The following is a 13,007-nucleotide window of genomic DNA, read 5'->3' on the forward strand; positions in this document are numbered from 1 at the left end:
CGGGACCCCGTCCGCGCCGCCGTCGTCGGTCGGCGGCGCGGACGGGCGGCGGTGCGGTGCGAGGTGCGGGCGCGGGCGCCCGCACCGGGTCCGGCTTGGTCAGTGCGGCGGCCATCACTCGACCCCGTCGTAGGCCCGGTCGAGCGCCGCGCAGATCTTCTTGGCATCGTTGTCAGGACCGAAGGCGAGCGAGGTGGCCTGCACCAGGGGGGTGTTGGCGGCGGCCGGGATGTGCAGGTCGGGGAGCTGCGCGTCGGTGGTGGTCCCGGCGATGTCGTTGACGGCGCTGTTGAGCAGCGGGTCGTCACTCCTGCGGTGCCCCGCGTCCAGCTTCACGGCCGGGTAGATGCTGGCGTCGGCGACGAAGCGGCCCGCCACCTCCGGCTGGTAGAAGTGGCTGACGAACCGCTTCACGGCGTCCTGCTTCTTCTCCCCGTTGGGGCTGATCCAGAAGCCGGTGCTGGTGAACCCGGTGAAGACGGTCGGCTTGCCGAAGGCGGCCCCGTCCGGCAGCGGCAGACCCGCCAGCTTCGTGCTCTTGCGCACCTTCTCGGGCACCTCGCTGAACGCCCAGGAGCCCTGCGACATGATCGCGGCCTTGCCGGTGTAGTACTGGTTCTGCATCGCGTCGAAGGTGAATCCCTGCGCCTTGTCGGCGAAGACGCCGCCGTCCCGCAGCTTCGTGAAGAGCTCGACGCCCTTCATGGCGTCGGCGGAGGCGCAGTAGCCGCCCTCGGCGTCGAGCTTCCGCGCCGCCTGCTTGGTCACGTACGACTGGGATATCTGGAGGAAGAGCTTCTGCCCGCTCCAGTCGTTGCCCCCGACGGCCATGGGCTGGACGCCCGCGGCACGGAGCTTCTTCGCGGCGGCGAGCAGCTCGTCGGTGGTCGTGGGAATCCCGTCGACCCCGGCCTTGTCGAGCAGCGCGGTGTTGTACCAGACGGGCCAGGAGAACCCGGCGAACGGGAAGCCCATCACCTTGCCGTCGGGGTTGGTCCACTCCTTCAGGGCCTGCGGCTCGGCCTTGTCCTTGAGTCCCCAGTCCTCGATGTGATCGTTGACCGCGACCGTGGCGTTGTTCTTCGTCCAGGCCAGCGTCTTGTCGTAGAGGTTGACGAAGACGACGTCCGCTTCCTTGTCGGCCGCGAGCGACGTCTCGTAGGACTCGTCCAGGTCCTCGCCCGCCTCGATGACCTTGACCTTGATGCCGGACTTCTTGGAGAAGGCCTCGACCTCGTCGTGGAAGACCTTTCCGCCCGGCGTCGCCTTCAGGTACTGCGAGAGGACCGTGAGCTGCTTGGGGTCGTCGGCCGCCGCGTCGCCGCCCTTGCCGCAGCCGGTACCCACCGCGAGCAAGGAGAGGGCACCGACCAGTGCGGTGGCGGTAGCGGTCTTGCGCTTCATCTGCCGTGGCCTCCAGGGGAGTTGCGGGCGGCCCTGACGCGGCCCGCTGTGCATGACGGACAAAGTAGAGGCCGATTTCCGGGCTTGTCCATAGACCGGTTCAGTTCTTTTTCCGTCGCTGCCAACGGATCTAGCTGCTCGCTTTACTGAACTATTGCTTAATTTGCCGGGTGTCTAGACAACGTTGTCCTGAGTGTGCAGAGTATGCCGCCGACCGGCTCCGGAGCCTTCGGAGGTCTCATGTCACGTCCCATCGGAGGTCCCATGTCATGTTCCAGACGAGAACGGCCGTGCCGTGTCGGCCGGGGCGTCCCCGCCGCCCTCCTGGCGATGCTGTGCGCGCTGGCGTCGGCCCCGGCGGCGGGCGCTTCGCCGGGCGGTGCGGCCCGGGCCGTCGCCTCGCCGGGCGGCCCGGCCAAGGCCGTCGCCTGCACCCGCTCCCCCGGTGATGTCACGCTTCCCGTCACCTACGGCGGACGCTCGTACGACGTGCTCGCGCACCTTCCCCCGGCGCCCCGCGCCGGGCGGCTGCCGCTGGTCCTGAACCTGCACGGCAGCCAGTCCCGGGGCAGCCGGCAGCTCGGCTACTCCGGGATGCGGGCCACCGCCGACCGCGAGGGCTTCGTGGTGGCCGTGCCGGACGGCGCCATCCCGGCGGGCGACGGCTTCTCCTGGAACGTGCCGGGGGTGACCACCGGCCCGCGCGACGACGTGGGCTTCCTCGGCCAGGTCATCGACACGCTCGGCACCCGCCTGTGCGCCGACCCGGCGCGCGTGTACGTCACCGGGTACTCCGGCGGCGGCCGGATGGCCTCGGCGCTGGCCTGCCGCATCCCGGAACGGATCGCCGCGATCGCCCCCGTGGCGGGCCTGCGGGCGGGCACCCCCGACCCGGCCGACGACACCCGGCCCGCCACCGCCTCCTGCCGTCCCCCGCGGCCGGTGCCGGTGGCCGCCTTCCACGGCGAGCAGGACCACACCAATCCCTACGGGGGCGGCGGCAGCCCGGCCTGGCGCTACTCCGTGCCCGCGGCCCAGCGCCGCTGGGCCGAACTGAACGGCTGCTCCCTCGCCCCGCGGACCGAGCCGCTCACCCCGCACGTCCGCCGCGTCACCTACGGCGGCTGCCGCGGCGGCGCCGACGTCGTGCTGCACGACATCACCGACGGCGGCCACACCTGGCCGGGCTCGCCCGAGGAGTCGGCGGGCAACGGCCACACCAACCGGGAGATCAGCGCCAACACCTCGATGTGGGCCTTCTTCCAGCGGCACACGCGGCACACACCGCGCACGCCGCACACCGCCCACTGACACCGAAGACACCAGAGACACCGGAGCGGAAGGAGCTGGACGTCCCCACCGCACGCCCCCCTCGACCCAGCAAGGAGACCCCCATGCGCAGAACCCGCCTCACCGCGCTCTGCCTGACCTCACTGGCCGCCGTGGCCGCCCTCCTGACGGTGCCCGCCGCCGCCCCGGAGGCCCAGGCGTTCCCCGCGGGCAGCAAGCAGCAGGTCTTGAACTACCTCCGCGCCATCCAGGGCTCGAACATCGTGTCCGGCCAGCACAACAAGGAGCCCGCGTCCAACCCGGGCCAGTACACCCAGCAGGTCAAGGACGTCACCGGTCAGTACCCGGGCCTGTGGGGCGGCGACCTGATGTTCAACGCGGCGGACGTCGCCAACCGGCAGCGGGTGATCGACCAGGCGAGGACCGAGTGGCGGAACGGCTCACTCGTGGCACTGACCTGGCACGTCTGTCCGCCGACGACGGGCAGCTCCTGCGCCTTCGAGGGCGGCGTCAAGTCGAAGATCAGCGACACGCAGTTCTCGCAGGTCGTCACCGACGGCACGGCGCTCAACACCGCGTGGAAGCGCCGCCTCGACGAGGCGGTCCCCTACCTCCAGCAGCTCAAGTCGGCGGGCGTCCCCGTCCTGTTCCGCCCGCTGCACGAGATGAACGAGTCGTGGAACTGGTGGGGCAACCGCCCGGGCGCGAACGGCAGCAGGAAGCTGTACCAGATCACCCGTGACTACCTGGTGGGCAAGGGCCTGGACAACCTCATCTGGGTCTGGAACGTCCAGGACAACCCCGCGGGCGGCTGGGCGGACTACTACCCGGGCGACGCCTACGTCGACGTGGCCTCGCTCGACGTCTGGTACAAGAACCACCCCAGCTCCGCCGACTACAACCAGCTCCGCACCATCGCGGGCGGCAAGCCGATCGCGCTCGCGGAGATGGGCAAGGTCCCCACGGCTTCCCTGCTCAACAGCCAGCCGAACTGGTCATACTTCATGATCTGGTCGGAGCAGTTGCGCGGCAGCAACACCAACGCCGAGATCCAGAGCGCCTACTTCCTGCCGCGGGTCCTCAACCAGGGGGAGGTGAGGCTGGGCTGACAGGGTTGACCACGCATCGCTGACGCGGGCGCCGCCCGGTGGTGATCACCGGGCGGCGCCGTCGTCCGCCCGTGTGCTCAGAAGGCGTATCTGACGCGCAGCCACGGCGCCCGCTCGGCGATGAGCTGCCGGAGGTGCGCGAGGGCCCGCTGCTTGACGTCGATCTCGTACCGCACGTTGAGCGCCCCGTTCTGCGAGCGCTTGGTCTCCTGGAGGTCCGGCTGCCAGAGCAGGTCCTCGCCGCGAGGGTGCCAGCCGAGGTTGACGTCGTGCAGGCCCTCGTTGTGGGTGAGCATGATGATCTCGGCCGCCGCCTGCTCCTTCACCCGGGCGGGCAGCACGTCGTCCAGGTGGTCGAGCAGCTCGGCCCAGTCCCGCTCCCAGCCGGGGCGCAGCACGACGGGCGAGAGGTTGAAGTGCACCTCGTACCCGGCGTCCAGGAAGTCGGCGGCGGCGGCGATCCGCTCGGGCACCGGACTCGTACGGATGTCGAGGAGTCTGGCGTCACCGGGCGGCATGACGGAGAAGCGCACCCGGGTCCGCCCCCGGGGGTCGAGCGCGAGCAGGCCGGGATTGACGAACTTGGTCGCGAACGACGCCTTGGCCGTCGGCATGGCGCGGAAGGCGGCGATGAAGTCGGCGGTGTTGTCGCAGACCAGGTCGTCGACGGAGCAGTCACCGTTCTCCCCGAAGTCGTAGACCCAGGCGTCGGGGTCGCACTGGTTGGGCTCCGGCTTCCGGCCCTGGGCGCGTACGTGGCGCTGGACGTGGGCCAGGATCGCCTCGATGTTGGTGAACAGCGTGATGGGGTTGGCGAAGCCCTTGCGGCGGGGGACGTAGCAGTAGGCGCAGGCCATCGCGCACCCGTTGGAGGTGCCGGGGGCGATGAAGTCGGCGGATCTGCCGTTGGGGCGCGTGGCGAGGCTGTGCTTGACCCCGAGGACGAGCGTCTCGGTCTTGACGCGGACCCAGCGGCCCACGTTGCCGTCGTTGCCGTGCAGCGAGGGAATGCGCCAGTGGCTCTCGACCTCGACGACCCGTACGCCGGGCAGCCGGGCCATGATCTGCTGACCGCGCGGCGAGTCGAGGGCCGCGGGCTCCGCGTAGACCTCGCGGACATCGAGCATCCGCCGCGCCTCGGGGCTGTCGCGGAAGGCCCGGCGCGGGGCGGCCTCCTCGGCCGGGGCCGCGTCCTGCCACCCGAAGAGCGCCTGCTGCTCGGGCTCCCCCGGTCCGTCCCCCGCCCCTGACCGCGCAGCGGGCATCGCCGTCACACTCTTCCGGTGGTCGTGGTCCTGATCGTGATTCCTCGCATGCTACGCAGTGCGGGCGCCCGCTCCCGTGCACGCCATGCGCGCGGCTCCCCGCGCGGCCACCGCACGTGTCGCGCATGCGTCCGCTTTCCCCGGGCAGGCGTAGGTCACAGAAGAACCTCCGGGAGGAACCTGTGATCGTGTCGCAGCCGACGCCTCGTACCGCGAGAGCGCTGCTCGCCAGGTATGCGAGCGCACGCATCGCGCTCGCCGAGAAGCCGGACCCCGCGCGCCGCCGGGAGCTGGCGGAGGTGGTCCGGGCGCTCCGCGAGGCCACGGGGACCCACTCGGTCGCCGAGGCGATCGCGGCGGCCGACGAGGTCCTCGCGTCGGCGAAGCGCGCGAAGGCCGGGTCCCGCGCCGGGGACGGGCTCGTCGCGGCCTGAGGGGCGGGGCTCCGCCGCGCACCGCCGCCGCGTCAGGGCTGGTCCTCGCCCAAAGCCGTCTCGTCGGCCGCGCCCGGGCAGGGCCCGTCACCGTCGTCGGGGACGTCGAGCAGCCCCGAGCTCGCGAGGAGGAAGCCGAGCTGGGCCCGGCTGCTGCTGTCGAAGTGCTCGGAGACCCTGCGGATGTGGGCCACCACCGTGCGGCGGCTCAGGCCGATCCTGCGGGCGATGCGCTCGTCCGTCTCGCCCGCGACCATGGCCCGCAGGATGACGCGCTGGAGGTCGTCCATCACGGGGGCCTCGCGCTGGCCGCCCGCCGAGGGGCCGACGGGGGCGGCACGGGCCCAGTGCCGTTCGAACATCACCGTCAGATAGCGGATCAGCGCCGGGTGCCGGATCTCCATCGCCGCGTCCGCCGTCTCCTCCCCGGTGGGGATGAAGGCGACGTCCTGGTCGCAGATGATCAGCCGGTCGAATATCTCGGCGAGCGTGCGGACTTCGGCGCCCGCGGCGGTGACCCGCCTGATGTAGGCGAGCGTGGGCTTGTGGGTGCGGACCGAGTGCTGGTAGAGCGTGCGCTGCCGCACCCCGCGGGCCAGCAGGGGCAGGCTGCGTCCCAGCGCCTCGCGCAGCAGCTCGGCCGACCGGCCGCCGCCGGGCTGGGCGGTGATGAGCTCATCGGCGCAGCCCCCGACCGCGGCCTCAAGAGCGTGGCTGATCGCCCGGGTGCCCCGGATGACGGTGAGCGACTGCTCTTCCCTGCGGCGCGCGTCGGAGTAGACCGAGTCGTACGCCCCCACGGCCGCGCGGATCTCCGCCGCCTCCCTGCGGAGGCGTGCCATCGCCTCTTCCAGGGGGCGGAGGGCGGCCTCGGCCGCGACCGGCGGTGATACGGGGAAGGCGAGTCCGTCGGAGCCCTGCGACTCGAAGACGAGTTGTAGTCGCTTCAGGCAATCAGGTACGGCTTCAAGAAAGATATGACCTTCAACTACTGCGCGACGATAGAGCTCTTCCGCCCAGGGGCAAGGCTCGGCACCGTCAACTATGCCGCACCGGGGCTCCCTTGGGCAGGTCTCATGTCGCTTCACAGAAGTGAAATGTAACATCACGCAGCCAGTGCAATCCGACATTCCGAGCCCGCTTCGGCCAGGATGAATGACGAGGATCGCTGCTGTGGGGGGAGCGGCCACGCTTTACCCTCGGCCTGATCCGTGCAGTTTCCCAAGCATGCGCACGGTAAGGAAATTTAATGCGCAATATCTCTCAGGCCATGCTCGGCCTGGCCACGGTCGCCGCGGCGCTCGTGGCCCTCATCGGGATACCGGCGGCGTCCGCGGCATCGCACGCGACGCCCTCCGCCGGACCCGTCGTCACCGACAAGGACCCCGCCTGGGGCTAGCACCACCACCGCGCACCGGGGGTGGGGCCCCGGCGCGCACAGCACGTCGAGGCCCGTGACCGGGCCCGCGATCGGTCTTGAACGGGGGATGAAGTGGCCGATGACGTCGCACTTCATGTAGGAGAAAACGTAGACATCCCGGTACTCATACGGTTCACGCCGGGAATGTCCGTCCTGTCGCTGATGGGCGACACACTCGGGGTCCCGCAGGGAGTCCCCATGAGCCGCCGGGGTCTGCTGCGGAGGGCGTGCCCCGAGCATCTGCTGAACGTGATGGGCCCCATCACTTCCGCGGGCTCGCTGTACGTTCCGGATGTTCTCGCGCCGATCGGCGAAGCCGGTCCGAACGCCATGCGGCACGAGATCGAGAGAATAGCCGACATCTCGTCGGAATCCCTGCTGGCCGCCCTGGAGCGGGCGTTCGGCGGAGCAGTTCCGTCCGCCTGGCGAATGGTCGTCGACAATCCGTCCGACTTCCTGATCTCGTACTCCACTCTGGTCCGTACCGTTTGGGAGTCGGCCGCCCCGGTGTGGCATCGGGCGAAACCCTTGCTGGAACGGGAAATCGAACGCGTGGGTGTGGCCTCGGTCACGGGAACCATGGGCGCTCTCCTCGCCAATCTCAGCCCGCGAATCTCCTTTGTCGGGGGAAATCTGCGGCTGCCCGACAACACATCACCGGTCAATGGCACGGCGATACGAAGACTGACGCTCATGCCACTGGTCTCCGGCACCCGCGCCTGTGTCCTCCGCATCGAAGGGGCGCACGCCTACGTCGGTTATCCGGTGTCCGGGCTCGCCCCGCTCCTCGGGGGCCACGACGCGCGCCTTGAGCGTTCGGCGGACGCGCTCGCGATGACGCTGGGCGAACTGCGCGCCGTCATCCTGCGCAACGGCAACCAGCCCGTCTCCATGGGCAAGCTGGCCGACCTGCTGCACTGCACGGCCGGCACGGTGACCTACCACTGCCGCCAGCTCGAACAGGCCGGTCTGCTCGCCCGTGAGCGGCGGGGCCGCGAGGTGCGCATCCTGCGCACGCTCAGGGGAGACGCACTGGTGGACGCCCTGTCATGAACGACGACGCCAAGACAGCGGAGGCGCGCCCGGGAGCCCTTCCGGGCGTCCGTCTGGTCGTCCTGGTCTCGGGCTCCGGGACGAACCTCCAGGCCCTGCTCGACGCCGTCGCCGACGATCCCGCCGGGTTCGGTGCGCGCGTCGTGGCCGTCGGGGCCGACCGGGAGGGCATCGCCGGGCTCGAACGGGCCGAGCGGGCCGGTGTGCCCACCTTCGTCCGCCGCGTACGGGACTTCCCCACCCGGCAGGCGTGGGACACGGCGCTGACCGAGGCCACGGCCGCGTACGCACCGGACCTCGTCGTGTCCGCGGGGTTCATGAAGATCGTCGGGAAGGAGTTCCTCGCCAGGTTCGGCGGGCGCGTCGTCAACACCCATCCGGCGCTGCTGCCCAGCTTCCCCGGGGCCCACGGGGTCGCCGACGCCCTCGCGTACGGCGCGAAGGTCACCGGCTGCACCGTCCACTTCGTCGACGACGGCGTGGACACCGGCCCCGTCATCGCCCAAGAGGCGGTGGAGGTGCGCGACACGGACGACGAGGAGTCGCTCCACGAGCGCGTCAAGGAGGCCGAGCGCTCCCTGCTCGTCGACGTCGTGCGCCGCCTGGCACGCGGCGGCCACCGCGTGGAGGGACGCAAGGTCCTGCTGCGCTGACCGGGCCGGGCACAGTGCAGTCGGCGGCCGTGGTCCCCACCTGTGAGCGGGGGCCACGGCCGCCGCCGTGTCACTGAGCGTTTCGCACGGACCCGGGCGAGGACCGCGTCGTCCACCGGCCCCGGGGGTCGAGGATCTCCGGCTTGAGCATGACGTCGGCCACGACGTTGATCGGTTCTACCGGAAGAGGAATAGTGACGTGATTCACCTTTTCCGCAAAGGCGTTCGGGGCCCATCAGGCGGAAGCCACGGGCCGTAAGTCAAGGCGCGCCCGCATTTTCACGTGTCATTTGGAAGTCCTTGAAAGTGGCTGGATCCGCGAGGGTCGATTCCGCGAGTCTTGAGTCAGCACCTCGGGCGCACCGGAGGTGCTGAGGCATATGTCACCATCTCCACGGGGGAGTTCACGTGTCAGAACCACAGACGGATCCACGACCGGTCGCCGTCATCGGAGCCGGTCCTTCCGGGCTCGCGTCCCTCAAGAACCTCAGCGATCTCAGCATTCCGTGTGTGGCGTACGAATCCCACTCCGGTGTAGGCGGCATCTGGGACATAGAAAACCCGCGGAGTTCCGTCTACGAGAACACGCACACCATCACGTCCCGCGAAGTCACCGGCTATTCCGACCTGCCCATGGACCGGGGCCTTCCCGCCTATCCCCGCCATGACCAGGTCCGCTCCTACCTGCGGCAGTACGCGGAGCGTTTCGATCTGCTGCGGCTGATCCGGTTCAACTCCGACGTCACCGGGGTCGAGCGGCTCTCCGACGGCTGGCGGGTCACCACCGCGGACGGCCACACGCAGGAGCACAGCGCGCTGATCATCGCGAACGGCCACAACTGGCACCCGCACACGCCCTCGTTCCCGGGGAAGTTCGACGGCGAGATCCTGCACAGCCGTGACTACACGACCCCGGCGGACCTCGCGGGCAAGCGGGTGCTCGTCATCGGCGCGGGAAACTCGGGCTGCGACATCGCGGTGGAGGCGGCGGGGGTCACGAACGACGTCGCGATCAGCATGCGCCGCGGTTACTACTTCTTCCCGAAGTTCATCTTCGGAAAGCCCGCCGACCAGGTCTCGGAGTCGAGCCAGAACCTGCGTCTCCCGGCCCCGGTGGCGCGCGCCGCCTACCGGACGATGCTGAAACTGAGCATCGGCAGCCCTGATCAGTTCGGGCTGCCCAAGCCGGATCACGAGCCGCTGGAATCCCCGCCGATCGTCAATTCCCTGCTGCCGTACTACTGCGCGCACGGCCGCGTGAAGGTGCGCACGGCTCCCGTGCGGTTCGACGGCAAGTTCGTGGAATTCGCCGACGGCACGTCCGAGGAATTCGACACGATCATTCTCGCCACGGGGTTCAGGATTCACATCCCGTTCGTCGACGCCGAACACCTCGACTGGCACAAGGGCAGGCCGGACTTCTACCTGCTGGCCTTCTCGCCGCGCTACGACGACCTCTTCATCGCCGGAATGACCGACGGAACCGGCGGTCACTTCCCGACCGTGGAGCTCCAGTCGCGTGTCATCGCCGCCTATCTGGCGGCCCGGCGGAGCGATCCGGAGGCGGCCCGCCGGTTCGACGAGATGAAGCGCCGCAAGGACGTGGACATCAGCGGCGGCATCAAGTTCCTCGACTCGCCCCGCAACCTCACCCAGTTCGAGCTGCTCACCTACCTCCGTGTGCTCCGCGACCACCTGTCGCTGCTCGGCGGCCGTGACACCACGTACGCCCACCGGCCCTCCCTGCTGGAGCAGGCCGCCGCTCTCTTCAAGGGAGGCCGCAAGTGAACGCCCTCGGCGCGGCACTGCTGACCGACGTGCAGAAGGACGTCCTGGACGAGGTCCTCGTCGGGGTCCCGTACAACAGCGCGTCCCAGTTCCACGAGTACTTCGGCACCCGGGCGGCGCCCCCGCGCTTCGGTCTCTCCTGCGCCTGGCAGTCGTTCGCGGCCGGCCGGATGGTCGCCGAGCGGACCGGCGTCACCGCCGAGTACCTGATCGACGGACGGCACGTCGCGGCCGTCTACCGGGGGCGGGACGGCGTGGTCGTCCTCGACCCGTACCTCCTGCACAGCGAGCCGCTGCGCCTCGACCGCTCCGCCGCCGTCGACGGCGCGGTGCGCGTGACCGTCGACGCCTACCCCTTCCGCGTACGGGAGGACGGCACCCCCGCGCCCGCCCGGGTGCGGGCCACCTGGACGCTCGACGACGACGTCATCCGCCTCGACTACCTGCGCTTCAGCCCCCGGCGCGGGCACAACGTGGCCTCCCGGTCGTTCGTCATGCGCCCCGAGGCGCGGCTCGGCACGGTGCCGCCGCCCGCGGACTGGATCCGTCCGCTCCTTGTCCACCCCGAGCAGCACAGCGTCTCCGTACGCGTGCTGCACCCGGAGACCCGGCGAATGGCCGAGCTGATCCTGCCGCTGGCCGGACGGCCCTCAGGGGTCGCCGAGGACCGCGCCCTGCTGATCACCAAGGACAACCAGGGCGCGGTGGCCGCCCACGGGGACGCCCGCTTCGAGCGCGATCTGGACGTCGTGGCCGACGCGGTGTCCGCGCCCGGGGACGAGGTCATCGCCTTTCTCCTCGAAGCAGCCGCCATCCACCGCGCCGCCGCCCCCGCGGGCCTCGACCTCGCGGCCTACTCCCTGGAGGACGAATGACCGCCACGGCCGCACCCGGCGTCGCACGGCGGACGCGTTCGTACTTCCTCGCGGGCACCATGCAGGGCGCGCGCACGGGCGCGCACCTCACCGACCAGTCCTACCGGGAGCTGCTCACCGGCGCCCTGCGCGCCCGGCGCCCCGACGCCGTGATCAACGACCCCGGTGTGGTGATGGCCGAGTGGCTCGGCTCCCACCCCGCCGACGTACGGGCCGCGCACGCCGCTCTGGCGGACCGCCCGATCCTGCGCCACGCCGATCTCGCGCCGGAACTGCGGGAGCTGACGGCCCTGTTCCACCGGCTCACCGAGCTGGCCGCCGAGAGCGACGTCTGCGTGGCCTGGCTGCCCGGTCACGAGCCGAGCATGGGCACCGCCGCCGAGATGCTCTCCGCCCACCGGGCCGGGCGCACCGTCGTCTCGATCACGGACATGCGGCAGAACCTGGCGGTGCTCTCCTGCTCGACGGTGATCCTGCCGGACCTGGCGGCCTTCACCGACTGGCTCGACGCGGGAGGTGACACCTCGTGAGCACGGACCCGTACGGACCCGGCCCGTACGCCCCCGGCCCCCACGACCCGGACAAGCCCCGTGAGGCCTGCGGTGTCGCGGGCGTGTGGGGGCCCTCGGGCCCGCACGCCGCCCCGGTGCGGGAGATGCTCGCCGCCCTTCAGCACCGGGGCCAGGAGAGCGCCGGGATCGCCGTCGGCACCGGCGGCGCCCTGACCGCGCGGCACGGGGCGGGCACCGTCGCCCAGGCGCTGCCCGACCTCGCGGGGCTGCCCACCGGCCCGGTGGCGATCGGCCACGTCCGGTACGCCACCCATGGCGCGCGGGACGGTCTGGCCGGTGCCCAGCCGGTGGTCGTCGACGGGCCGCCGCTGGCCCTCGCGCACAACGGCACCCTGGTCGACCCGCACACGGCCCCCGGCGCCGACGGCGTGGCCCCGCACCTGTGGTCCACCGACAGCGAGCTGCTCACCCGGCTCCTGACCGCCGCCCGCGCGGCGCGGGGCACCGGCGTCCCGGCGGCGCTGCACGAGGTGCTGCCGGGGCTGCGCGGCGCGTACGCCCTCGTCCTGACCGACGGGGAGAACCTGTACGGCGTGCGCGACCCGCACGGGTTCCGGCCGCTCGCGCTCGGCCGGCACGGCGAGTCCTGGCTGCTCGCCTCCGAGACGGCCGCGATCACCGCGATCGGCGGCGAGGTGGTCAGAGAACTGGAACCCGGCGAGGTGCTGTCCATCGGCGCCCATGGCACGGCGAGCAGCCGGATCGTGGCGCCGGACGCCAAGACGGCCGCCTGCCTCTTCGAGTACGTCTACTTCGCCCGCGCCGACTCGACCCTGTCCGGCCGCAGCGTCTACCGGGCGCGCTACCGGGCGGGCCAGGCCCTGGCCGACCACGCGCCGGTCGGCGGCTCCCCGCGCCCGGTCGTCGTGGCCACCCCGGAGACCGCGCGGGTCGCCGCAGACGGCTATGCCGAGCGCGCCGGACTCCCCGTCGTGCAGGGCCTGCTGCGGCCGGGGGCCGTCGGCCGCAGCTTCATCGCGGGCGACTCCCCCGCGCGGGAGAACGCGGTGCGGCGCAAGCTCGCGCCCGTCGCGGACGCCGTCGCGGGGCAGCGGGTGGTGCTGGTGGACGACTCGCTCGTACGGGGCACCACGATGCGCACGGTGACCGGGCTGCTGCGGGAGGCGGGGGCGGCGGAGGTGCA

General features: G+C 71.2%; 13 protein-coding genes. 10 read left to right on the plus strand and 3 right to left on the minus strand.

Annotation, left to right across the window (positions count from 1 at the left end; all coding sequences use genetic code 11):
• Nucleotides 1-114: 114 nt before the first annotated feature.
• Nucleotides 115-1,404 carry an ABC transporter substrate-binding protein gene (locus AB8Z36_RS15100; RefSeq protein WP_369213804.1) on the minus strand — a complete coding sequence of 430 codons (1,290 nt, stop codon included), beginning with the start codon at nucleotides 1,402-1,404 and terminating at the stop codon, nucleotides 115-117.
• 264 nt (nucleotides 1,405-1,668) lie between these two features.
• Here AB8Z36_RS15100 and AB8Z36_RS15105 point away from each other — a divergent pair, with 264 nt between their 5' ends.
• Both AB8Z36_RS15105 and AB8Z36_RS15110 read left to right on the plus strand, forming a co-directional pair.
• Nucleotides 1,669-2,715, plus strand: a complete 1,047-nt coding sequence (locus AB8Z36_RS15105) for an extracellular catalytic domain type 1 short-chain-length polyhydroxyalkanoate depolymerase (protein ID WP_369213805.1) — start codon at nucleotides 1,669-1,671, stop codon at nucleotides 2,713-2,715.
• A gap of 83 nt (nucleotides 2,716-2,798) precedes the next feature.
• Nucleotides 2,799-3,803: a glycoside hydrolase family 26 protein gene (locus AB8Z36_RS15110; RefSeq protein WP_369213806.1), complete on the plus strand. Its 1,005-nt coding sequence runs from the start codon at nucleotides 2,799-2,801 to the stop codon at nucleotides 3,801-3,803.
• A 77-nt stretch (nucleotides 3,804-3,880) separates the two neighbouring features.
• On the opposite strand, the gene AB8Z36_RS15115 is transcribed toward AB8Z36_RS15110, so the two are convergent.
• The gene (locus tag AB8Z36_RS15115; RefSeq protein ID WP_369213807.1) at nucleotides 3,881-5,068 is read right to left on the minus strand and encodes a spore photoproduct lyase family protein; all 1,188 of its coding nucleotides are present in this window, start codon (nucleotides 5,066-5,068) and stop codon (nucleotides 3,881-3,883) included.
• Nucleotides 5,069-5,256: 188 nt separating this feature from the next.
• On the opposite strand from AB8Z36_RS15115, the gene AB8Z36_RS15120 reads away from it, so the two are divergent.
• Nucleotides 5,257-5,502, plus strand: coding sequence for a DUF5133 domain-containing protein (locus AB8Z36_RS15120; RefSeq protein WP_369213808.1), 246 nt, complete (start codon nucleotides 5,257-5,259; stop codon nucleotides 5,500-5,502).
• Between the two features lie 32 nt (nucleotides 5,503-5,534).
• Here AB8Z36_RS15120 and AB8Z36_RS15125 read toward each other — a convergent pair whose 3' ends face one another.
• Nucleotides 5,535-6,344 carry a LuxR C-terminal-related transcriptional regulator gene (locus tag AB8Z36_RS15125; RefSeq protein ID WP_369213809.1) on the minus strand — a complete coding sequence of 270 codons (810 nt, stop codon included), beginning with the start codon at nucleotides 6,342-6,344 and terminating at the stop codon, nucleotides 5,535-5,537.
• A 407-nt stretch (nucleotides 6,345-6,751) separates the two neighbouring features.
• Between AB8Z36_RS15125 and AB8Z36_RS15130 the strand changes: the two genes are divergently transcribed.
• The 7 genes from AB8Z36_RS15130 to AB8Z36_RS15160 all read left to right on the plus strand — a co-directional run.
• The gene (locus AB8Z36_RS15130; RefSeq protein WP_369213810.1) at nucleotides 6,752-6,901 is read left to right on the plus strand and encodes a hypothetical protein; all 150 of its coding nucleotides are present in this window, start codon (nucleotides 6,752-6,754) and stop codon (nucleotides 6,899-6,901) included.
• Between the two features lie 219 nt (nucleotides 6,902-7,120).
• Complete coding sequence (locus tag AB8Z36_RS15135; protein ID WP_369213811.1) at nucleotides 7,121-7,975, plus strand: MarR family transcriptional regulator; 855 nt, start codon at nucleotides 7,121-7,123, stop codon at nucleotides 7,973-7,975.
• Nucleotides 7,972-8,628 carry a phosphoribosylglycinamide formyltransferase gene (gene purN / locus AB8Z36_RS15140; protein WP_369213812.1) on the plus strand — a complete coding sequence of 219 codons (657 nt, stop codon included), beginning with the start codon at nucleotides 7,972-7,974 and terminating at the stop codon, nucleotides 8,626-8,628. The genes AB8Z36_RS15135 and purN overlap by 4 nt, the downstream gene beginning before the upstream one ends.
• A 408-nt stretch (nucleotides 8,629-9,036) precedes the next feature.
• Nucleotides 9,037-10,416 carry a flavin-containing monooxygenase gene (locus tag AB8Z36_RS15145; RefSeq protein WP_369213813.1) on the plus strand — a complete coding sequence of 460 codons (1,380 nt, stop codon included), beginning with the start codon at nucleotides 9,037-9,039 and terminating at the stop codon, nucleotides 10,414-10,416.
• Nucleotides 10,413-11,291, plus strand: a complete 879-nt coding sequence (locus tag AB8Z36_RS15150; protein ID WP_369213814.1) for a hypothetical protein — start codon at nucleotides 10,413-10,415, stop codon at nucleotides 11,289-11,291. The genes AB8Z36_RS15145 and AB8Z36_RS15150 overlap by 4 nt, the downstream gene beginning before the upstream one ends.
• The gene (locus AB8Z36_RS15155) at nucleotides 11,288-11,821 is read left to right on the plus strand and encodes a hypothetical protein (RefSeq protein ID WP_369213815.1); all 534 of its coding nucleotides are present in this window, start codon (nucleotides 11,288-11,290) and stop codon (nucleotides 11,819-11,821) included. Before AB8Z36_RS15150 ends, AB8Z36_RS15155 begins: the two co-directional genes overlap by 4 nt.
• A partial coding sequence (locus tag AB8Z36_RS15160; RefSeq protein ID WP_369213816.1) for an amidophosphoribosyltransferase occupies nucleotides 11,818-13,007 on the plus strand: 1,190 nt, incomplete at its 3' end. The genes AB8Z36_RS15155 and AB8Z36_RS15160, both read left to right, overlap by 4 nt.

It is taken from the genome of Streptomyces flavofungini, assembly GCF_041028215.1.
Lineage (GTDB): Bacteria > Actinomycetota > Actinomycetes > Streptomycetales > Streptomycetaceae > Streptomyces > Streptomyces flavofungini_B.